A 19,897-nucleotide genomic window follows, 5' to 3' on the forward strand; every position below is an offset into this window, starting at 1 on the left:
CTTCAAACTGCCGTCACGTATCTCGTATAAGGATGCCGTTGTGGCGGGTGAAAAGGAAGGAGGCGAACCGATATGCAGCACGAACGCGAAATCGACGCCCTGCTCTCATCCGGCGAGGCCGGATCGATCATCGACCGGCTGATGGCGCTGCCGCGGCCGACCGACAATGTGAAAAACGAATGGGATCGCGCTGTCAGCAGCCGTTTCGAAGTCCGACTGGCGAGGCAGATGCGCTCGCAGATGGACGCCGGCAGCGATCGACAGAACGCAGCCTGATCTCTCTTTGTTTGTGCATGTCGTTATCCCAAAACCGCGACGCACGTTTGGGCGACATGCATCAACCTCGGCGGAGCCGCACCGGCGCTTCGCCGAACGCTCTTGAAAACGCTCTGGAAAATGCCGCGGCGGACGAAAATCCCGTCCGCCCGGCAATATCCGCCATGGCGATCCGCGTGTCGACCACCAGCCGCCGCGCCGCGCCCAGCCGTAGCCTGAGATAGTAGGCGCCGGGCGTCTCGCCGATCGATTTGCGAAAAATGCTTTCCAATGTTCGTGCCGTCACCCCGGCGCGTTTCGCCACCGCATCTATGGTCAGCGGCTGGTCGACATGCGATTCCATCAGCCGGATCGCTTGCGCCAGCCGCGGGTCGTAGCCGTCGAGCCGGCCGAGCGAGACCAGCGGTTGCGCATCGGTCGCGGCGCGCGCCTGGTCGTAGATGAAGACGCTGGCGACATCGAGCGCCACGGCCATGCCGAGGCGCGTACGGATCAGATGCAGCATCAGGTCGAAGGTCGGCGACGCCCCACCCGAGGTGAAGACGGGCCCATCGATGACGTAGCGGTCGGGACGGACATCAACGCCGGGAAAGGCCGACGAAAAATCCTCCATGTCTTCCCAATGGGTGGTGGCGCTGCGCCCTTCCAAGAGACCCGCCCGCGCCACTAGCCAGGTACCGGCCTCGACGCCGCCACAGGCACGGGCCGCACGGGCCGCGCGGCGCAGACCGGAGAGCAGCGCTGATGTCGCGTAATTCTGGGTGCCGAAGCCGGCGACGACGACAAGCACGTCGGTTGGCTCTGTTGCATCGAAGCGGCCGCTGACCGCCACCGGCAGGCCGCATGTGGTGACCGGCGCCTCGCCGGTGACCGAGACCAGGTTAAAATCGAACAGGGTCTCGCCGGAGATGCGGTTGGCGGCGCGCAGCGGGTCGACGGCCGATGCCACACACATGATGGACGAGCCGGAAAACACCAGCAGCGTCACCTTGAGCGGCGAGCGTTCCGAGCGAAAGATGGTCGGTTTTTCGCTTTTGATCATGGAAGGTTCGTAAATCGCAAAACAGTCCCCCGCAAGTCCGATCATTGTTGGCCTGTTCTTGTGCATGTCGTTATCCCAAAACCGGTTCCCACTTTTGGGCGACATGCACGGCTGATGTTTGGGAGGAGAGTTCCATGCCGCTCGCGATGAACCGTGAGGTTTTCATTACCTGTGCCGTGACCGGATCCGGCGGCTCGCAGGACCGCTCGCCGCATGTGCCGCGCTCGCCCAAGCAGATTGCCGATTCGGCGATCGATGCGGCCAAGGCCGGTGCTGCCATCGTCCACTGCCATGTCCGCGACCCTGAAACCGGCAAGCCCCGCCGTGATGTCCATCTCTACCGCGAAGTGACCGAGCGCATCCGCGACGCCAATGTCGATGTGGTGCTCAACCTCACCGCCGGTATGGGCGGCGACATGGTCTTCGGTTCGCCGGAGGCGCCATTGCCGCTCAACGAAAAAGGCACCGACATGGGCGGCGCCACCAACCGCATGGAACATGTGCGCCAGTGTCTGCCGGAAATCTGCACGCTGGATTGCGGCACCATGAACTTCGCCGAAGCCGACTATGTCATGACCAACACGCCCGGCATGCTGCGTGCCATGGGCGGCATGATGACGGCGCTCGGCGTCAAGCCGGAGATAGAAGCCTTCGACACCGGTCATCTTTGGTTTGCCAAGCAGCTGGTCGAGGAAAAGGTGCTCAACGCCGATGCGCTGGTGCAACTCTGCATGGGCGTGCCGTGGGGTGCGCCCGACGACCTCAATACCTTCATGGCGATGGTCAACAATGTGCCGTCGACCTGGAACTGGTCTGCCTTCGCCATCGGCCGCAACCAGATGGCCTACGCAGCAGCGGCGGTTCTCGCCGGCGGCAATGTCCGCGTCGGGCTCGAAGACAATCTGTGGCTCGACAAGGGCGTGCTGGCAACCAATGCACAACTGGTCGAGCGCGCCGCCAGCATCGTCACCAATCTCGGCGCCCGTATCCTCGGGCCGGAGGAAGTGCGCAAGAAGCTGAACCTGACCAAGCGGGCGCCGATCGCAGCCGCTGCGTAAAACGGGAGCGGATCATGGCTACCGTCAAATTCACCGCGATGAAGGATGGCGACAAGGACGATTGCGAGTTCCTGACCGCCCATGAAATCGACTATGCCGCCAAGACCGGCGAGCGGCTGCTCGACGCGCTGGTGCAGCTCGACGAAGGCCTGTCCGGCTACAAGATCACCCGGCTCGGCCATTCGCTGCAGGCGGCGACGCGGGCGTGGCGCGATGGCGCCGACACCGACTGGATCGCCTGCGCGCTGCTGCACGATATCGGCGATATCTATGCGCCTTACAATCACGACGAATACGCTGCTTCGATCCTGAAACCTTTCGTGCGCGAGCAATGCACCTGGGTGGTGGAAAAGCACGGCGACTTCCAGCGCCTCTATTACGCTCACCATCTCGGCGGCAACCGTCACGCCCGCGACCGCTTCGCCGGCCATGCCTATTTCGACGATTGCGATCAGTTTTGCGAACGCTGGGACCAGTCGAGCTTCGACCCCGATTATGAGACGCTGCCGATCGAATTCTTCCGGCCCTTCGTGCTCGAAGTCTTCGCCCGCAAGGCCTACGACCCCTCCGTGGTCCGCGCCGGCGAGCGCGTGCCTCTCATCGACCCTCAAACAACCAAGACAAGAACCGGAGCCTGACCATGAGCATCGTCAACAAGGCGGCCGCCATTGGCGGCGGTGTCATCGGCGCCGGCTGGGTGGCGCGGCTGCTGCTCAACGGCATCGACGTGTCGATCTTCGATCCGGACCCGGAAGCGTCGCGCAAGGTCTCGGAAGTGATGAAGGGCGCGCGCCGCGCCTACAAGCAGATGGTTCCCGGCGGCTTGCCCAAGGAGGGCAAGCTGACCTTCGCCAAGACCATCGCCGAGGCGGTGGCGGACGCCGATTTCATCCAGGAGAGCGTGCCGGAACGGCTCGACCTGAAACACCGTGTGCTGGCCGAAATCGATCTTTATGCACCCGCCAACGCCATCGTCGGCTCGTCGACCTCCGGCATCAAGCCGACCGACATGCAGGTGGCGATGAAGAAGCATCCGGAGCGATTGGTTGTCGGACATCCCTTCAACCCGGTCTATCTCCTGCCGCTGGTCGAGATCGTCGGGGGCGAGCAGACGTTCCCCGAGGCGATCGAGGTCGCCAAGGAAATCTATGCTTCGATCGGCATGAAGCCTGTCGTCATCCGCAAGGAGATCGAGGCCTTTGTCGGCGACCGCCTGCTGGAAGCCGCCTGGCGCGAGGCGCTGTGGCTGATCAAGGACGGCATCTGCACCGTCGAGGAGCTCGACGACATCATGCGCTACGGCTTCGGCCTGCGCTGGGCGCAGATGGGCATGTTCCAGGTCTACCGCGTCGCCGGCGGCGAGGCCGGCATGCGCCACTTCATGGCGCAGTTCGGGCCGTGCCTGAAATGGCCGTGGACCAAGCTTATGGACGTGCCGGAGTTCAATGACGAATTGGTCGACCTGATTGCCACCCAGTCGGACGACCAGGCGCATGGCCTGTCGATCCGCGAGCTGGAAAAGATCCGCGACGACAATCTGGTCGCGATCATGGATGCTCTGTCGAAACAGAACAAAGGCAAAGGCTGGGGCGCCGGCGCCTTGCACAAGGACTACACCAGGCAGCTGGCCAAGCTGGCGGCGAAGAAGCCGGCCGCTTCCAAGGCTGCTGAAAAGGCCAAGGCGTCGAAGCCGGTGAAGAAGGTGGAAAAGCCGAAGAAAAAGAAGAAAGGCTGAAGACCATGGATTTCGGGCTGTCGGAGGAACAGAAGCTCATCGTCGAGACGACGCGTGCATTCGTCGAGAACGAGCTTTACCCGCATGAGCGTGAGGTCGAGCGCACCGGCGTGCTGCGCCGAGAGCTGATCGAGGAGATCAAGGTCAAGGCGATCGAAGCCGGACTCTACGCCGCGAACATGCCGGCCGATGTCGGTGGCGCCGGCCTCGATACGGTGACCTGGCTGCTCTACGAAAAGGAGCTCGGCCGCGCCAATTACGCGCTGCACTGGACCTGCGTGGCGCGCCCCTCCAACATCCTTCTGGCCGGCACGCAGGAACAGCGCGAAAAATACCTGTTCCCTTGCATCCGTGGCGAAAAGTGGGACTGCCTGGCGATGACCGAGCCCGGCGCCGGCTCCGATTTGCGCGGCATGAAAGCGACCGCCGTGCAGGACGGTGACGACTGGGTGCTCAACGGCACCAAGCATTTTATCAGCCATGCCGATCTGGCCGACTTTGCCATCGTCTTCATGGCTTCCGGCGAGGAAGAAACGCCGCGTGGCAAGCGCAAGAAGATCACCGCCTTCTTCGTCGACAAGGGCACCAAGGGTTTCACCGTACGCGACGGCTACCGCAACGTCTCGCATCGGGGCTACACCAATGCCATCCTTGAATTCGACGATTGCCGCCTGCCGGCAAGCCAGGTTCTGGGCGAAGGGCACAAGGGCTTTGAAGTCGCCAATTCCTGGCTTGGCGCCACCCGCCTGCAGGTTGGCGCCACTTGCCTCGGCCGCGCCGAGCGGGCGCTTGGCCATGCCATCGAGTATTCCGCGCAGCGCCAGCAGTTCGGCCAGCAGATCGGCAAGTTCCAGGGCGTATCGTTCAAGCTGGCCGACATGGCGACCGAATTGAAGGCCGCCGACCTGATGGTGTTCGAAGCCGGCTGGAAGTACGATCAGGGCACCGTGACCGATCAGGACATGGCCATGGCCAAGCTGAAGGCTACCGAAATGCTCGCCTTTGTTGCCGACGAAGCAATCCAGATCCATGGCGGCATGGGGCTGATGGACGACCTGCCGCTGGAGCGCATCTGGCGCGATGCGCGCGTCGAGCGCATCTGGGAAGGCACTTCGGAGATTCAGCGACATATTATTTCGCGGGCGCTGCTGCGTCCGTTCGGAGCATAGAGCATGATGTACCCCAAAACCGGGGTCCGGTTTTGGGGAGAAGATCATGCTCAAACGAAAAGATGGCCATGCATAAACTCGAACGTCTCCTGCGCCCAAAATCCATCGCCGTGTTTGGCGGGGCGCAGGCCGCTGCCGTCGTCGCGCAATCGATCAAAATGGGCTTTGCCGGCGAGATCTGGCCGGTGCATCCGACCAAGGACGAGGTCGCCGGCCGCAAGGCCTATCGTTCTGTTGCAGACCTTCCCGGTGCGCCCGACGCTGCCTTTGTCGGCGTCAACCGGCACTTGACCATCGAGGTGGTCAAGGCGCTGGCCGAGCGTGGCGCCGGCGGCGCCGTCTGCTTTGCCGCCGGCTTTCTCGAGACCGAGGCCTATGACGACGATGGTGAGCGGCTGCAGGCCGAACTGGTCGCTGCTGCCGGCCAGATGCCGATCATCGGCCCGAACTGCTATGGCCTGATCAACTATGCCGACGGCGCGTTGCTGTGGCCCGACCAGCATGGCGGCATCAGGCTGCCCGAAGGCGCCAAGGGCGTCGCCATCATCACCCAGTCGTCCAACATCGCCATCAACATGACGATGCAGAAGCGCGGCCTGCCGATCGCTTTCCTGATGACCGCCGGCAACCAGGCGCAGACCGGCCTGTCCGAAATGGCGCTCGGCCTGATAGAGGACGAGCGGGTGACGTCGCTCGGTTTGCACATCGAAGCTTTCGATTCGGTAGCCGGCTTCGAGAAACTGGCCGCACGAGCGCGCGAGCTGAAGAAGCCGATCATCGCCATGAAGGTCGGACGCTCCGAACAGGCGAGGCAGGCGACCGTCTCGCACACCGCTTCGCTCGCCGGTTCGGATGCCGCCTCGGGCGCGTTCCTGCGGCGGCTCGGCATTGCGCGTGTCGATTCCATACCCGCCTTCATCGAGGCGCTGAAGCTGTTGCACGTCACCGGTCCACTGCCCGGCTATCGTCTGTCGTCGATGAGCTGCTCTGGTGGCGAAGCCTCGGTCATGGCGGACAGCGCCGAAGGGCGCTGGGTCAACTTCCCGGAGCTCACCAGCAAGCACCGCGCCCATGTCAAATCGACGCTCGGGCCGCTGGTCGCTGTCGCCAACCCATTGGACTACCACACCTTCATCTGGAACAACGAGCCGGCGATGACCGCTACCTTCACCGCCATGGTGTCGGGCGGCTTCGACCTCAACATGCTGGTGCTTGATTTTCCGCGCCCGGACCGCTGCTCGGTCACCGACTGGTGGGCGACGCTGCGCGCCTTCGAATCGGCGCTGAAGACCAACCAGGCGCATGGCGCCATCGTCTCGTCGTTGCCGGAGAACCTGCCGGAGGAATACACCGCCGAGCTGATGGCGCGCGGCATGGTGCCGTTGTTCGGCATTTCCGAGGCCATGGACGCCGCGGGTGCGGCAGCCTTCATCGCCTGGGCCTGGGCCGAGCCGCAGGCTCAACCCATCGACACGTCGGCTGCGGGCGCTGCCGAAGGCGGCCATGTGACGCCTGACGAGGCCGAAGCCAAGGAGCGGCTGATCACGGCCGGCTTGCCGGTGCCGAAGGGCGAACGCGCCGCCAATGCGGTCGACGCCGTCATCTCGTCGATGGCGCTCGGCTTCCCGGTGGCGCTGAAGGCGCTCGGCGTCACCCACAAGTCGGAAGTCGGCGCTGTCAGGTTGAACCTGAGGGATGCCGAATCCGTCAGCACGGCGGCGCATGATTTGCTGCCGCTCGGCACCGGGCTCTATGTCGAGCGCATGGTGCGCGATGGCGTCGCCGAACTGATCGTCGGCTTCACCCGCGACCCGATGTTCGGCGCCGTCATGACGCTGGGCACTGGCGGTGTGCTGGTCGAGCTGTTGCGCGACAGCGTCACCTTGATGCTGCCAGCGACGCGCGATGATATCGAGGCGGCGTTGCGCCGCCTGAAACTGTTCCCGTTGCTTGAAGGCTATCGCGGCCGGCCCAAGTCCGATGTCGCGGCCGCCATCGAGGCGATCGCGGGCATTGCCAGCTTCGTGCAGAAGAACGCCGGCGAGATCGAGGAACTCGACATCAACCCGCTGATCGTCTGCGCCGAGGGCAAGGGCGCCTGGATCGCCGACGCGCTGCTGGTGCTGGGAGAGAAGAAGAATGTCTGACGTCATTTCGACCCGCCGCGAGGGCACTATCCTCGAGGTCACGCTCGACCGGCCGAAGGCCAATGCCATCGATCTCAAGACGTCGCGGCTGATGGGCGAGACGTTCAAGGCGTTCCGCGACGATCCGGAGCTTCGCGTCGCCATCGTCAAGACCGCCGGTGACAAGTTCTTCTGCGCCGGCTGGGATTTGAAGGCCGCCGCCGGCGGCGACGCGGTCGATGGCGACTATGGCGTCGGCGGCTTTGCCGGTCTGCAGGAGCTGCGCGACATGAACAAGCCGGTCATCGCCTGCGTCAACGGCATGGCGGTCGGCGGCGGCTTCGAGTTGGCGCTGTCCTGCGATCTCATCTACGCCTCCGACCATTCCTCCTTCGCACTGCCCGAAATCCGCGCCGGCACGCTGGCTGATGCCGCGACGATCAAGCTGCCCAAGCGCATTCCCTATCATGTCGCCATGGATCTGCTGCTCACCGGCCGCTGGATGGATGTCGCCGAGGCGCATCGCTGGGGGCTGGTCAACGAAGTGCTGCCCAAGGAAAAGCTCGAAGACCGTGTCTGGGAGATTGCAAGGCTGCTGGCCAGTGGTCCGCCGCTGGTGTTCGCCGCGATCAAGGAGACGGCGCGGGTGGCCGAGGCGCTGACCTTCCAGGATGCGATGAACCGCGTGACGCGCCGGCAATTGGCGACCGTCGATGCGCTTTATGGGTCAGACGACAATATGGAAGGTTTTCGCGCCTTTGCGGAAAAGCGCGATCCGGTTTGGAAGGGGAAGTAGCCTCTTTACCCTCCCCTCGATGGGGAGGGTCGGACCGAAGGTCCGGGGTGGGGTGATGCGCCGCCACCCGCCGTTTCGCGGCGACCTCCCCGGGGGAGGTAAGGAGCAGCATGACCGACTACAAAACCCTCATCGACGCCGAGACCTGGGCCTTCATCGAGCGGACCAATTCCTTTTACCCGCCCGACACGATCGACTACACCATCGCCCAGCAGCGCGCGATTTATGACCGGATGTGCCGCGAATTCTTTGCCGGCTATCCCGATGGCGTGACGGCGGAAACGACCATCATTGCCGCGCACGATATTCCGATCCGCATCTATCGTAGCGGTACCCCGAACAAGGCGGCGATGGTGCTCTACATCCATGGTGGCGGCTTCATCCTCGGCGGGCTCGACAGCCATGACGATGTCTGCGCCGAATTGTGCGCTCGCACCGGCTTCGAGGTTGTCTCCGTCGACTACCGGCTGGCGCCGGAGCATCTGCATCCGGCCGCCTTCGACGATGCGCTGCATGCCTTCGAATGGGCGGCCTCGACGTACGACCGCCCCGTTGTGCTCTGCGGCGACAGCGCCGGCGGCAATCTCTGCGCGGCCGTTGCCCACGCAACGCGCGGCCATGCTAAGCGGCCAATCGGCCAGGTGCTGATCTATCCCGGCCTCGGCGGCGACAGCTCGAGGGGCTCCTACGTGACGCATGCGGAAGCGCCGATGCTGACCATGCGCGATCTCGAATTCTACAAGCACGTCCGCACCGGCGGCGCTGACGGCTCCGGTGACATCGCTTTGTCGCCGCTCGCCGACGCGGATTTCACCGACCTGCCGCCAACCGTGCTCATCACCGCACAATGCGACCCGCTGTCGTCCGATGGCGAGGCCTATCGCGACCGCGTCCTCGCCGCGGGCGGCCACGCCACCTGGTTCGAGGAGCCGGGGCTGGTGCATGGCTATCTCCGGGCCAGGCACACGGTCGGACGGGCGCGCGCCAGCTTCAGCCGCATCGTCGAGGTGGTCTCGGTGCTGGGCCGAGGCGGCTGGACCTGGTGATCATTCGCCGACAAATCTGCCTGAAAAATAAAGTCGTTCGCCGCTTCTGTGAAATGGCGAACAGTCCCAGCCGCCGTTTTGCATGAACCTTTCCGCTTCCGCCTGCGACTGACGCTCAGGCGCCGCATGGTGCGGGGCCGGAAAGGATGCCCCCAATGACCAGGACCCCAGAGACTCGCAGGTCTCCGGGAACAACGGGAGCTCAGCGCGACCACCGCCTTCGGGACGGGGTCGATGCGCTGGGCTTCCGGCTGATTCCGTTGACCCTGCGCAGGAGCAGGCGTATCGTGAGGATGAGGAAAGCAGACAATTCGATCAGGGACGAACGTGCCGGAACGACGCGCCTTGCCCTGATTCGGCCGGCCGGACCGGAAGTTCCTCCCGAAAACTTCGGGGGGAGTTTTATGTCCTGCGATCGCGGCACGTCCATGCCATCTCCACGCAGCGGTTTGCGCCATTCGCTCCATCTGGCCGGCGGTTTGCTTGTGCTGGCGCTGAGCGCCACGCTTTGGCTGGGCACAGCTGCCCGGGCGCAGGAAACCCAGATCATCTATCCCGGCTCGATGACGGTGACCGGGTTTTCCGGCACCGTCATTCCCAATTTCGACGAAGGGTTGCCGCCCGGGGTCGACCCGGTCGATGAGACCTTTATCGACACGACGCGCGCCACCTTGCGCGTTTTCGACGTTTCAGCGCTGGGCGGACCGGCCTCCGGCCAGCTCGTCTACACGCCGCCGCCCTTCGAGGTGACGGCGGAGCAGATCGGCCAGGTGTTCGCCGTCACCTATGATGACGGCGTGCGCGATGGCGTCCCGTCAGGCATCCCCAACCTCTATGCCGGCGCCAGCTCGCTGCACGGCATCCGCATCGTCACCCCTGACGAAGATTCCGACGGCCGCCCTGAGCGGCAGCGCCGCGGCACGGCCGGCGCCGTCTTCATGGACGGCCAGTTCGGCACCGAAAATGGTGGCGGTCCCGGCACGATCTGGAAGATCGACGGCATCACCGGCGCCGTCTCCAGATTCGCCGACATCGACACCAACAGCGGTCCCGGCATCGGCGACGTCAGCTTCGACAGCAATCACCGCGAGTTCTTCGCCAGCGACCTCGACACCGGCCTCATCCATCGCCTCGCGTCCGACGGCATGCTGATCGACACGTTCGACCACGGCGTTGCCGGGCGGCCGGCGCATGGGCTCGCGCCCGTCGCCGACGACGGCGCGGTAATGGACATACAGGGTGCTGCGTTCGACTCGGAAGACCCCGACACCTGGGGCTATACGCAGGACGAGCGCCGTGTCTGGGCGGTCGCCTATCACGGCGGCCGGGTCTACTACTCGGTCGGCGAGGAGGCCGAGATCTGGTCGGTGGGCATTGCCCGCGACGGCAGCTTTGCCGGCGATCCGCGCTGGGAGCTGACGGTCAAGGCCGACAAGGACTACGCCGTCACCGACATTGCCTTCGACGTCAAGGGCTTCATGTACCTGGCGCAGCGCGGCCCGGTGGAAAACCGCTACGATTACAGCCAGTTCGCCGATTCCGGCAAAGGCGAGGTCATCCGCTATTGGCGCGAAAACCCGGACGATCCGGCGACCGAATCGGAATGGGTGGAAGAGCCGCAGGAATATGCAGTCGGCTTCCCGCAAGGCAACCGGCAGTCGGCCGGCGGCCTTGATCTGCAATATGGCTATGACGCCGACGGCAATCTCGACACCGGCGTTTGCACCGATACGCTGGTCAACACCGGCGACAAGCTGCGCGACAATCCGACACTGGCCGACCAGCTCGCCGCCGGCGGGCCGCTCGCCGTGCACGGCGTGCAGATCACGCCGACGCCGCTGGTCAAGCCGGCCAACGTGCCGCCCTTCGGCTCCTGGTTCGTCGATTTCGATAGCTATTTCGAAGACCCCGAAGTGGAAGGCCATGTCGGCGACGTCGAGGTCTGGCACCCCTGCGAAGGCCGTGCCGGCTACTATGAAGAAATCCCCGGCGGTTACCTGCCGCCGTTCTATCCGCCTGATTTCCCACCGCCCGGCGATCTGCCGCCGTGCATCGATGTCGAGGATGTCCAGTTCTACTGCACACCTCGCGGCCTCCAGGCCGACCTCTATCTCCATGACCATGCCGGCTTCGGCGGCGATTCGATCAAGGCCCAGTCCAGGACGCCAGGCGTCGGGGTGACATCACCCCAGTCGCATGCGCCCGGCAAGCCTTACACGGTCGACATCACCGGCCACTATCCGGGCGACACAGTCGATGTCGGGCTCTGCTTCTACAGGCAGTCCGACAAGGACAAGGGTGGCTACTACCCTTGCTGCAAGATGACTTTGCCGCTCAGAACCCCAGCCGTCAGTTGCGAACGTTGAGGAGGGAGAGATGAACATTTCTGCACTTTCCCCCACCGCGACGCGCAACCAGAAAACCGTCATGGAGACCTTCATGGGACCCCTGTCATACGCCAGGCGCGGCGCGCGCTGGCTGATGGCGGCCGGTATCGCGGTCGCCATGTACACCCCTGTGGCAAGCCACGCCGATGACGCCGTCCCGATCACGCCGGAACTGCGGCTCGACCTCGATAATTCGAAAATCATCACTCCGAGGCCGGAACGGGTCGTGCCGTTCTTCACCAAGAAAGGCACCCAGCGGAGCTGCGACTACGTCGTCTACTCCCTGAGCTTCGGCCTGCGCGGCGATGCGCAAAGCTTTGCCGACCCGGGCATGATTGCCTTGTTGAAGAAGCTCAAGATCGAGTTCAAGGACCAGCTTCCGCACGGCCTGTCGATCGTCAGCGCGCATATGTCGGGCGACGGCACGGACGCTGCGGGCGGCCCGCTGCCCGGCGTTTCGATCAGCACCTCGGCCGATCCGAACGATACGGCAACCGTGTCCGATTTCCGGCTCTCCGCCGCCGATCTCGACGGTGCGGGCGCTGCCAACGAACGCGTCATCAACTTCCAGATCACGGCCAAGATCGACCACGCGGCGTTTCCCTTGCCGACGATCATCGACAATCAGGGCCTGATCAAGATTACAAACGGAGCCGGCACCGGGATCATCATCCCGTCGCAGGATCTGGGCAAGCCCGACGATGGCGACTACAAGACCGGCGTGAAGACCTCGATCCGGATCGATCTCAGCAACTGCGACAAGCGGCCTCCGCCTCCCGACCGGGAATGCTTCAAGGTGGAGCGCGGCACGGTCGATTGCGTGCCGGGCGGCGGCGCCTTCATCTATCACATGCCTGTCGGCCCGGAGATGGGCGGCAAGTGGGTGCAGGTGTCGACGACGACGCCCGGCATCACCATCATCCCCGACACCCAGCTGGTGCCGGCGGGCGGCGGCGTGCTCAACTGGAAGATCGTCGGCGCATCGCCTGGCGACGTCATCCACCTCATCGTCACCGGCATCGAAACCTATGCCGGCCCGGAGGAGGGTTGGGGCCTGTGCTGCACGCAGACCATCGACATCGTCATCCCGCGTGACCTGAGATGTCCGCCCAAGGACAGGGAGCCGGACCTCAAGGTCGAGAAACGCGCCGATGTCACACGTTGCACGATGGGCGGCGGCTGCGACTTCACCATCCGGGTCACCAATGTCGGCGACGGGCCGTATCACGGCAAGATCGTGCTCGACGAGGTGACGCTGCCGGCCGGCTCGACGCTGGATTCAGGGCCTAATCCGCCCTGGGTCTGCGTGCCCGGCGTGACCCCGATGACGTGCACCTATCCGGTGACTACGCTCAATCCGGGCGCCTCCGTCGACCTCAAGCTCGGCTTCAAGCCGGCGGGCGGCTGGCAAGGCAGCGCGCTGCGCAACTGCGCCACCTACAATTACGGCGCCAGCGGCAAACCGCTGTTCGGCAGCCAGCAGAACGATCGTGGCTGCGCCTCGATCCCGATCTGCCGGCGTGGCGATCGCAACCCGGACTGCCGGCCGCCGGTCGACAAGAAGGTCGACCTGATCCTGAAGAAGCGTGCCCGCATTCCGGTCTGTACGCCCGACGGCATCTGCTACTTCGTGATCGACATTATCAACAACGGCAGTGTCCCCTATAATGGGCCGCTGACGGTCATCGACAATTACCCGGGCGGCGCGCCGGCCTCTTCGACCTTCGGCCCGTCTCCGCCCTGGACATGCGGACCCAACGGCCCCGGCCAGTTCCGCTGCGACAATGCCGGCATCGTGCTGATGCCGGGCGCCTCGACGCCGATCGTCGTCAAGGCGGTGATGCCGGCCGGCTACCAGTCGGACTCGGTGGAAAACTGCGCGGCGCTGAAGCCCGTTCCCGGTGAGGTCGACCTCACCAACAACAAGTCCTGCGCCAAGGAACGCTTCCGGCATCCCAAAGGCGGCAAGCCAACCTTGCGCATAACCAAGGTGTGCAGCGGCTCGCTGGCCGGCGCGGCGGTGGTTTCCTGCCGCATCACCGTCATCAGCCTTGGCACCTCTGCCCCCACCGGTCCGGTGCGGGTCAACGATGCCGCCACGCTGATCTCGGGGGGCGCGCCGGTCCAGATCCAGACTGTCATACCCGACGGTGCGGAATGGGCCTGCGGAGCGGTTCCGGCCAACGCGCTGTCGTGCCAGATTCCCGGCGCCGTGATGACGCCTGGAACCAGCCGGCACTTCGACGTGACGGTTTCGGCCAATGGCGCGTTCGAGAACTGCGCACGCGGCTCGTACGGCCCGGCTCCGGGAGACGACGTCGTCTACCCGTTCGGCCAGGCCTGCGCCAAGGGCGGTGGCACCTCCACCATCAGCGTCAAGAAGACCGGCGACGCCGAGTGCCAGCCGGGACAACCCTGCTCGTTCGAGATCACCATCACCAATGACGGCCAGACCACATTCTCCGGTCCGGTCCGCATCGGCGATGCGATCGGCGTGGACGGGCTCGGCCGGCTGGAAGGCGTTGCGATCACGTCGATCGAGCCGCCCTTCGGCTGCTCGCCGGAACCGACGACGCTGCCTCTGTCCTGCATCGCCAACCTGACGCTCGGCGCCGGGGAAAGCCACGTGCACACTGTCACCGTGGTCCTTCCCGACGCCCCGCTGGCCAACCTGCAGGGTAATGTCAGCGGCCAGAACTGCGTCGGTGTCTTGTCTCCTGATACCAGGGTGCAAGGCGGCGACGTGTTGTCCGGCGATCAGACCAACATCCAGGGCGGTCGCGGCAAGGCCTATGCCTGCCATCCCTTCACCATCAAGCGCGAGGGGAAGAAAGAGTGCTCGCCGGGCTTTGTGATGAACGACGCCGGCCGGTGCGTGTGTCCGGAAGGCATGACGTTCCGCAACGGCCAGTGCTCGCCCGGCGGCGGCGTCATCGTCGAGCCAAAGCCAAGGCCCTGCGTGCTGCTCAAGGGCCAGATCCGCACCGAGGACGGACGCTGTGTCTGCCCGCGCGGAACCGAGCTCGAGAACGGCGCCTGCGTCAAGATCGACAAGCCGGGCTGCACCATCCCCGGTTCGGTCCCGACGTCGGACGGCAATGGCTGCTACTGCCCGGACGGCACGCATCTCGACCGACAGGCAAATGCCTGCGTGCGCGACAAGCAGAAGCCCGAGCAGTGCACCATACGCGGCCAGGTTCATGATGCCGATGGCGATTGTGTCTGCCCGCGTGGGACCGAGGTGCGCAATGGAGCCTGCCGGCCGATCCGGCCGAAGCCCGAGCAGTGCACCATCCGCGGCCAGGTTCATGACGCCGATGGCGATTGTGTCTGCCCGCGTGGGACCGAGGTGCGCAATGGAGCCTGCCGGCCGATCCGGCCGAAGCCCGAGCAGTGCACCATCCGCGGCCAGGTTCATGACACCAACGGCAATTGCGTCTGCCCACGCGGCACCGAGGTGCGGGACGGTGCCTGCCGGCAGAAGCGGCCTGTGCTGGAACAGTGCGACATACGCGGCCAGATCCACAACAAGCGCGGCGAGTGCGTTTGCCCGCGCGGCACCCAGGTGATCGACGGCGCATGCCGCAAGCCGAGGCCGGAAGAATGTGCACCGGGCTCGGTGATGATCAACGGCCAGTGCCAACCGATCAGGCGGCGCTGCCCGGAAGGCACGGTTGGGCGGTATCCGAACTGCAGGGCCATCCGGCAACAGCCATCGCTCGATCCGAGCCTGTTGCTCAATCCGGGGATCCTTCAGCAGTTGGTGCCGAAGCGCACGCAGCAGCCGCAGGTACAGCCGCAGAGGGATCCGACGGCCAACTTCAAGCCGTAGGTTCTGGATACGAGCCAGAAATAGAACCCCCGCCGGAGCGATCCGGCGGGATTTTCTTTCAGGCGGCAGAGTTGTCGATCCTCACACTGCTCCAGGCCGAATCTCAGCTGGCGGGCGCGTAGCGCAGCAGCGTCACGCCCTGGGCAAGGCTTTGCGTGCCGAGCGGCTGCAAGGTCAGCGCCAGGCCGGACTGGAAGTACGGCTTGCCGCCGCCCAGCACCACCGGCTGCATGTAGAGCCGGTATTCGTCGATAAGGCCCGCCCGCGCGAATTGTGCGGCAAGATCGGCGCCGCTGACGGAGATTTCGCCCTCCGTCCGCGATTTGAGCTCACTTGCAACGGTTTCGACATCGCCACACACCAGCCGGGCATTGGGTCCGACGTCGCGAAGCGTCGTCGAAAACACGATCTTCGGGGTCTTTTGCCAGGCATTGGCAAAATCCCGCTCGACCTCTCCCCCGGTTTTGCGCTCCGGACTGTCCCAGAAGCGCATCGCCTCATACATCCGGCGTCCGCAGAGCGCGATCGTGGTCCGCCGCATCTCGTCGTTGAAATGCCGGTGCAGTTCTTCCTCGGGCACCGGCAAGCCGATGTCGCCCGACGGTCCCTCGATAAAACCGTCCAGCGACGTCAGCATGGAGTAGACGATCTTTCCCATCTGACCTCTCCGTTTGTCCCCACTGAATGGCGCACAACCGATTGCGAATTGCAAGCGGTTTGTCGCAAGGCGAATGGAAATCCGGACCGACAGGCGAAGCATCCAAGGGGCCGCTGGCGGCGCAGCAAATAGCGACTTTCCCTTTTCAGGATCATGGTCTAGGCAGTCGTCAGACAGCGCCCGCAAACAGGGCGCCCAAAAAGGGCTGCATCATGAGCAGGAAGACCCTGATCGCGCCATCGGTGCTGGCGTCGGATTTCTCGAAGCTAGGCGACGAGGTCGAGGCGGTGGCCGCGGCCGGCGCCGACTGGATCCATCTCGATGTCATGGACGGGCATTTCGTGCCCAACATCACTTTCGGCCCGCCGGTGATCAAGGCCATCCGCAACCGCACCAAGGCTTTCTTCGACTGTCATCTGATGATTGCGCCGGCCGATCCCTATCTGGCCGCCTTTGCCGATGCTGGCTGCGACGGCATGACCGTGCATGCCGAGGCTGGGCCGCATCTCGACCGTTCGTTGCAGACCATCAAGGGTCTCGGCAAGAAGGCTGGCGTGTCGCTCAATCCGGCGACTCCGGAAAGCTCGATCGAATATGTGCTCGACCGGCTCGACCTGATCCTGATCATGACCGTCAATCCGGGCTTTGGCGGCCAGGCCTTCATCCCGGCCATGGTCGACAAGGTCAAGCGGGTCAAGGCGCTGATCGGCAACCGGCCGATCCGCATCGAGATTGACGGCGGCGTGTCGCCGGAGACGGCTCCCCTGGTTACATCAGCCGGCGCCGACGTGCTGGTGGCAGGCGCCGCCGTCTTCAAGGGCGGCAGCGTCGAGGCCTACCGGGCCAATATCGAAGCCATCCGAACCGCGGCCGACCGGGTTGCCGGCTGACATCAGTTTCAGGAAAAATCGCGACAGCTCTGACCTCTCGACCTGATCTTTCAGCCGGCGAGATGTCCCCAAAGCTGTCAACTGGCGGCAGTCGCCGGACCTGACCGCCGCGGCGAGCGACGCGATCACAGCATCTGGCAGCAAAATCTAGTGGACGAATGCCGAGGGCGTGTTCATTGCGGGAGCGGCAAGTTAGGCAATCTGACGTGCGTTAAGAAAAAATTACCCGTGTTCCTGGTCTCATAACCATGTCGCGAAGACGCGAGTCGCGAAGTAGCACAAAGTTTCTTCACAAGAACAAGTTTTTCACGATATTCGTTACTTTCCCAAAGTAAGATGCGTACAACCTTCCTCTTTAAGTCGAATATCGGGATCTTTCGCTTGAGGCATGGATGCCTTACGAGGTACAGTAGATTCGCAGGGGAATCGTTTGCTTCGCGAACGGGCTGGCGGAGCTTGGGAGAGCGATAGGAGTCATATTGACCTACGGATCTGCCGATATGAGCGAAGGCGCCGGCGCCAAGAGCACACTCGCCAGCACGGTCTACCAACAGCTTCGCGACGATCTCCTGCGCGGTGTGTTTGAAAGTGAAAGCAAGCTTCGTGTCGAATGGGTGGTTTCCCGTTACGGCGCCGGCGCTTCGCCGGTTCGCGAGGCTCTCAACCGGCTTGCTTCGGAAGGCCTGCTCGGCCGCCACGACCAGCGCGGTTTCTTCATCATGCCGGTTAGTGCCCCGGAACTCGAGGAATTGACGCGCACGCGCTGCTGGCTGGAAGAGCGGGCGCTGCGTGAATCCATTGCCAACCGCACCGGCGAGTGGGAAGAGCAGTTGGTGCTGGCCTTGCATCGGCTGGCGCGCGCCCAGCGCCGTTTGCCGGAGGATCCGTCCTCGAACAATCCGGAATGGGAAAAGCTGCATCGCGCCTTCCATCGGGCACTGATCGCAGGCTGCCGGTCGCACTGGCTGACCGGCTTTTGTGACCAGCTTTCCGATCAGGCCTCCCGCTATCGGCTGATCTCCCAGGACGGGCCCGAGCGCGACGATATCGGCGAGCATCGCCTGATTGCCGAGCGCACCGTGGATGGCGATGCCGATGGCGCCGTCGAAGCGCTGCTCAACCACTACCGTTTGACGGCAGCCATGTGCATGGAGCGCTTCAACGAGAGCGGCGATCTCCGGGCAAGCAAGGCGTTGCGCGGCCGCAGATAGCAACACTTGCGGTTTTTCGATCCGAAATCTGCTTGCAGCGGTGTTCCGAAAAGCGGTTGTTTTTTTTCGAGGCCATGCGCTAGGGAAGACGCATGAGCAATTATCTGTTCGACGCCTTTCGCGACTCCATGCCCGCGCCCGGGCGCACCCTGATGGAGACCGATGACGGGCGCTCTATCCGCTACGGTGACATGCTGGCGCGGTCGGCGCAATTGGCGCAGGCGCTGAAGCATTTCGGCGTCAGGCCCGGCGACCGCGTCGCGGTGCAGGTCGAAAAAAGCCCCGAATGCATTTTCCTTTATCTGGCCTGCCTGCGCGCCGGTGCGGTCTTCCTGCCGCTCAACACCGCCTACACGTTGACGGAGCTCGGCTATTTCTTCGGCGATGCCGAGCCGCGGCTGGTCGTCTGCGACCCGTCGCGGGCTGGCGATATCGCGCCGCTGGCAAAGGCTTCGGGCGCAGTTACCGCCACACTCGGCCGCAACGGTGGAGGCTCGCTGACCGAACAGGCCGCGCAACAGCCCGCGGATTTTGACGATATGGCGCGCGAGCCGGACGAACTCGCGGCGATCCTCTACACATCGGGCACGACCGGCCGTTCGAAGGGCGCCATGCTCAGCCACCAAAACCTGGCCTCCAACGCGCGCGTGCTGGTCGAGCAATGGCGCTTCACGGGGGAAGACGTGCTGATCCATGCGCTGCCGATCTTCCACACGCATGGCCTGTTCGTCGCCACCAACGTCGCCCTGATGGCCGGCGCTTCCATGCTGTTCGAGCAGAAATTCGACGCCAGCCGCATCGTCTCGCTTCTGCCGCGCGCCACGGTGCTGATGGGCGTGCCGACCTTCTATACCAGGCTCTTGCAGCAGCAGGGGCTCGACACGCAGGCAGCGAAAAATATCCGCCTGTTCATTTCCGGCTCGGCGCCACTGCTCTCCGAAACGCACAAGGCCTGGCGCGAGCGCACCGGCCACGCGATCCTCGAGCGCTACGGCATGACCGAGACCAACATGAACACGTCGAACCCGTACGAGGGCGAGCGCCGCGCCGGCACGGTCGGCTTTCCGCTCCCCGGCGTTTCGCTGCGCATCGCCGATCCCGACAGTGGTGCTGCGCTAGCCCAGGGCGAGGTCGGCATGATCGAGGTGAAGGGGCCGAATGTCTTTTCCGGCTACTGGCGCATGCCGGAGAAAACCAAGGCGGAATTCCGCGCCGACGGCTTCTTCATCACCGGCGATCTCGGCCTTATCGATGCCGACGGCTACGTCCACATAGTCGGGCGCGGCAAGGACCTGATCATTTCCGGCGGCTACAACATCTATCCGAAGGAGATCGAGAGCGAGATCGACGCGCTGGCCGGAGTCGCGGAAAGTGCGGTCATCGGTCTTGCCCATCCCGATTTCGGCGAAGGCGTCACCGCTGTCGTGGTGCGGGAGCCTGCCTCGCAGATTACCGGGGCCGAGATCGTTGGCGCCATTGCCGGCCAGCTGGCGAAATACAAGCACCCGAAGCAGGTCATCTTCGTCGATGAATTGCCGCGCAACACGATGGGCAAGGTGCAAAAGAACCTGCTGCGCGAAACCTACAAGGGCCTCTACGGCGGTTAAGAAGCCGGCTAATCACTTTGCTTCAGGCGCTCCACTGTCACCTGTTCGCGGTTCGGTAGTGCCG

15 protein-coding genes are annotated in these 19,897 nt (G+C 64.1%); 13 read left to right on the top strand and 2 right to left on the bottom strand.

Going from position 1 to position 19,897, the window contains the following annotated elements:
- The first annotated feature begins 72 nt into the window (after nucleotides 1-72).
- The gene (locus tag ACYHH6_RS06925) at nucleotides 73-276 is read left to right on the top strand and encodes a hypothetical protein (protein WP_112565601.1); all 204 of its coding nucleotides are present in this window, start codon (nucleotides 73-75) and stop codon (nucleotides 274-276) included.
- 61 nt (nucleotides 277-337) lie between these two features.
- Here the strand turns inward: ACYHH6_RS06925 and ACYHH6_RS06930 are convergent, their stop codons facing one another.
- Nucleotides 338-1,318, bottom strand: a complete 981-nt coding sequence (locus tag ACYHH6_RS06930; protein ID WP_352582366.1) for a GlxA family transcriptional regulator — start codon at nucleotides 1,316-1,318, stop codon at nucleotides 338-340.
- A gap of 134 nt (nucleotides 1,319-1,452) precedes the next feature.
- Here ACYHH6_RS06930 and bcoG point away from each other — a divergent pair, with 134 nt between their 5' ends.
- The 9 genes from bcoG to ACYHH6_RS06975 all read left to right on the top strand — a co-directional run bounded on the left by bcoG (nucleotide 1,453) and on the right by ACYHH6_RS06975 (nucleotide 15,467).
- A complete protein-coding gene (gene bcoG, locus ACYHH6_RS06935; protein ID WP_112565604.1) occupies nucleotides 1,453-2,376 on the top strand; it encodes a 3-dehydrocarnitine:acetyl-CoA trimethylamine transferase BcoG in 924 nt (307 codons plus the stop codon).
- Nucleotides 2,377-2,390: 14 nt separating this feature from the next.
- Nucleotides 2,391-3,014: an HD domain-containing protein gene (locus tag ACYHH6_RS06940; protein WP_352582364.1), complete on the top strand. Its 624-nt coding sequence runs from the start codon at nucleotides 2,391-2,393 to the stop codon at nucleotides 3,012-3,014.
- 2 nt (nucleotides 3,015-3,016) lie between these two features.
- Complete coding sequence (locus ACYHH6_RS06945) at nucleotides 3,017-4,111, top strand: carnitine 3-dehydrogenase (protein ID WP_352582362.1); 1,095 nt, start codon at nucleotides 3,017-3,019, stop codon at nucleotides 4,109-4,111.
- Nucleotides 4,112-4,116: 5 nt separating this feature from the next.
- Nucleotides 4,117-5,280, top strand: coding sequence for an acyl-CoA dehydrogenase family protein (locus ACYHH6_RS06950; RefSeq protein WP_352582360.1), 1,164 nt, complete (start codon nucleotides 4,117-4,119; stop codon nucleotides 5,278-5,280).
- Between the two features lie 68 nt (nucleotides 5,281-5,348).
- Nucleotides 5,349-7,427 carry an acetate--CoA ligase family protein gene (locus ACYHH6_RS06955; RefSeq protein ID WP_352582358.1) on the top strand — a complete coding sequence of 693 codons (2,079 nt, stop codon included), beginning with the start codon at nucleotides 5,349-5,351 and terminating at the stop codon, nucleotides 7,425-7,427.
- Entirely contained in the window at nucleotides 7,420-8,202 is a 783-nt protein-coding gene (locus ACYHH6_RS06960) for a carnitinyl-CoA dehydratase (protein WP_112567435.1), read from the top strand. The genes ACYHH6_RS06955 and ACYHH6_RS06960 overlap by 8 nt, the downstream gene beginning before the upstream one ends.
- A 110-nt stretch (nucleotides 8,203-8,312) precedes the next feature.
- The gene (locus tag ACYHH6_RS06965; RefSeq protein ID WP_352582356.1) at nucleotides 8,313-9,248 is read left to right on the top strand and encodes an alpha/beta hydrolase; all 936 of its coding nucleotides are present in this window, start codon (nucleotides 8,313-8,315) and stop codon (nucleotides 9,246-9,248) included.
- Nucleotides 9,249-9,676: 428 nt separating this feature from the next.
- The gene (locus tag ACYHH6_RS06970; protein ID WP_435053181.1) at nucleotides 9,677-11,614 is read left to right on the top strand and encodes a hypothetical protein; all 1,938 of its coding nucleotides are present in this window, start codon (nucleotides 9,677-9,679) and stop codon (nucleotides 11,612-11,614) included.
- Between the two features lie 10 nt (nucleotides 11,615-11,624).
- On the top strand, nucleotides 11,625-15,467 hold the full coding sequence (locus ACYHH6_RS06975) for a DUF7929 domain-containing protein (RefSeq protein ID WP_488500411.1): 3,843 nt from the start codon (nucleotides 11,625-11,627) through the stop codon (nucleotides 15,465-15,467).
- A 103-nt stretch (nucleotides 15,468-15,570) separates the two neighbouring features.
- Here the strand turns inward: ACYHH6_RS06975 and ACYHH6_RS06980 are convergent, their stop codons facing one another.
- Nucleotides 15,571-16,125: a dihydrofolate reductase family protein gene (locus tag ACYHH6_RS06980; RefSeq protein ID WP_352582351.1), complete on the bottom strand. Its 555-nt coding sequence runs from the start codon at nucleotides 16,123-16,125 to the stop codon at nucleotides 15,571-15,573.
- Nucleotides 16,126-16,337: 212 nt separating this feature from the next.
- Between ACYHH6_RS06980 and rpe the strand changes: the two genes are divergently transcribed.
- The 3 genes from rpe (at nucleotide 16,338) to ACYHH6_RS06995 (ending at nucleotide 19,833) form a co-directional block, all read left to right on the top strand.
- The gene (gene rpe, locus ACYHH6_RS06985; RefSeq protein ID WP_352582349.1) at nucleotides 16,338-17,015 is read left to right on the top strand and encodes a ribulose-phosphate 3-epimerase; all 678 of its coding nucleotides are present in this window, start codon (nucleotides 16,338-16,340) and stop codon (nucleotides 17,013-17,015) included.
- Between the two features lie 479 nt (nucleotides 17,016-17,494).
- Nucleotides 17,495-18,226 (top strand): GntR family transcriptional regulator, encoded by a 732-nt coding sequence (locus ACYHH6_RS06990; RefSeq protein ID WP_352582347.1) that lies wholly within the window; start codon nucleotides 17,495-17,497, stop codon nucleotides 18,224-18,226.
- 92 nt (nucleotides 18,227-18,318) lie between these two features.
- The gene (locus ACYHH6_RS06995) at nucleotides 18,319-19,833 is read left to right on the top strand and encodes a malonate--CoA ligase (RefSeq protein ID WP_352582345.1); all 1,515 of its coding nucleotides are present in this window, start codon (nucleotides 18,319-18,321) and stop codon (nucleotides 19,831-19,833) included.
- Nucleotides 19,834-19,897 lie beyond the last annotated feature (64 nt).

Source organism: Mesorhizobium sp. P171375 (assembly GCF_057786075.1).

Coding starts and splice junctions, on each gene's coding strand:
- ACYHH6_RS06995 (WP_352582345.1), top strand. CDS start 18,319: ATGAGCAATTATCTGTTCGACGCCTTTCGCGACTCCATGCCCGCGCCC.
- ACYHH6_RS06950 (WP_352582360.1), top strand. CDS start 4,117: ATGGATTTCGGGCTGTCGGAGGAACAGAAGCTCATCGTCGAGACGACG.
- ACYHH6_RS06980 (WP_352582351.1), bottom strand. CDS start 16,125: ATGGGAAAGATCGTCTACTCCATGCTGACGTCGCTGGACGGTTTTATC.
- ACYHH6_RS06955 (WP_352582358.1), top strand. CDS start 5,349: ATGCATAAACTCGAACGTCTCCTGCGCCCAAAATCCATCGCCGTGTTT.
- ACYHH6_RS06960 (WP_112567435.1), top strand. CDS start 7,420: ATGTCTGACGTCATTTCGACCCGCCGCGAGGGCACTATCCTCGAGGTC.
- ACYHH6_RS06970 (WP_435053181.1), top strand. CDS start 9,677: ATGCCATCTCCACGCAGCGGTTTGCGCCATTCGCTCCATCTGGCCGGC.
- ACYHH6_RS06925 (WP_112565601.1), top strand. CDS start 73: ATGCAGCACGAACGCGAAATCGACGCCCTGCTCTCATCCGGCGAGGCC.
- ACYHH6_RS06975 (WP_488500411.1), top strand. CDS start 11,625: ATGAACATTTCTGCACTTTCCCCCACCGCGACGCGCAACCAGAAAACC.
- ACYHH6_RS06930 (WP_352582366.1), bottom strand. CDS start 1,318: ATGATCAAAAGCGAAAAACCGACCATCTTTCGCTCGGAACGCTCGCCG.
- ACYHH6_RS06940 (WP_352582364.1), top strand. CDS start 2,391: ATGGCTACCGTCAAATTCACCGCGATGAAGGATGGCGACAAGGACGAT.
- rpe (WP_352582349.1), top strand. CDS start 16,338: ATGAGCAGGAAGACCCTGATCGCGCCATCGGTGCTGGCGTCGGATTTC.
- bcoG (WP_112565604.1), top strand. CDS start 1,453: ATGCCGCTCGCGATGAACCGTGAGGTTTTCATTACCTGTGCCGTGACC.
- ACYHH6_RS06945 (WP_352582362.1), top strand. CDS start 3,017: ATGAGCATCGTCAACAAGGCGGCCGCCATTGGCGGCGGTGTCATCGGC.
- ACYHH6_RS06965 (WP_352582356.1), top strand. CDS start 8,313: ATGACCGACTACAAAACCCTCATCGACGCCGAGACCTGGGCCTTCATC.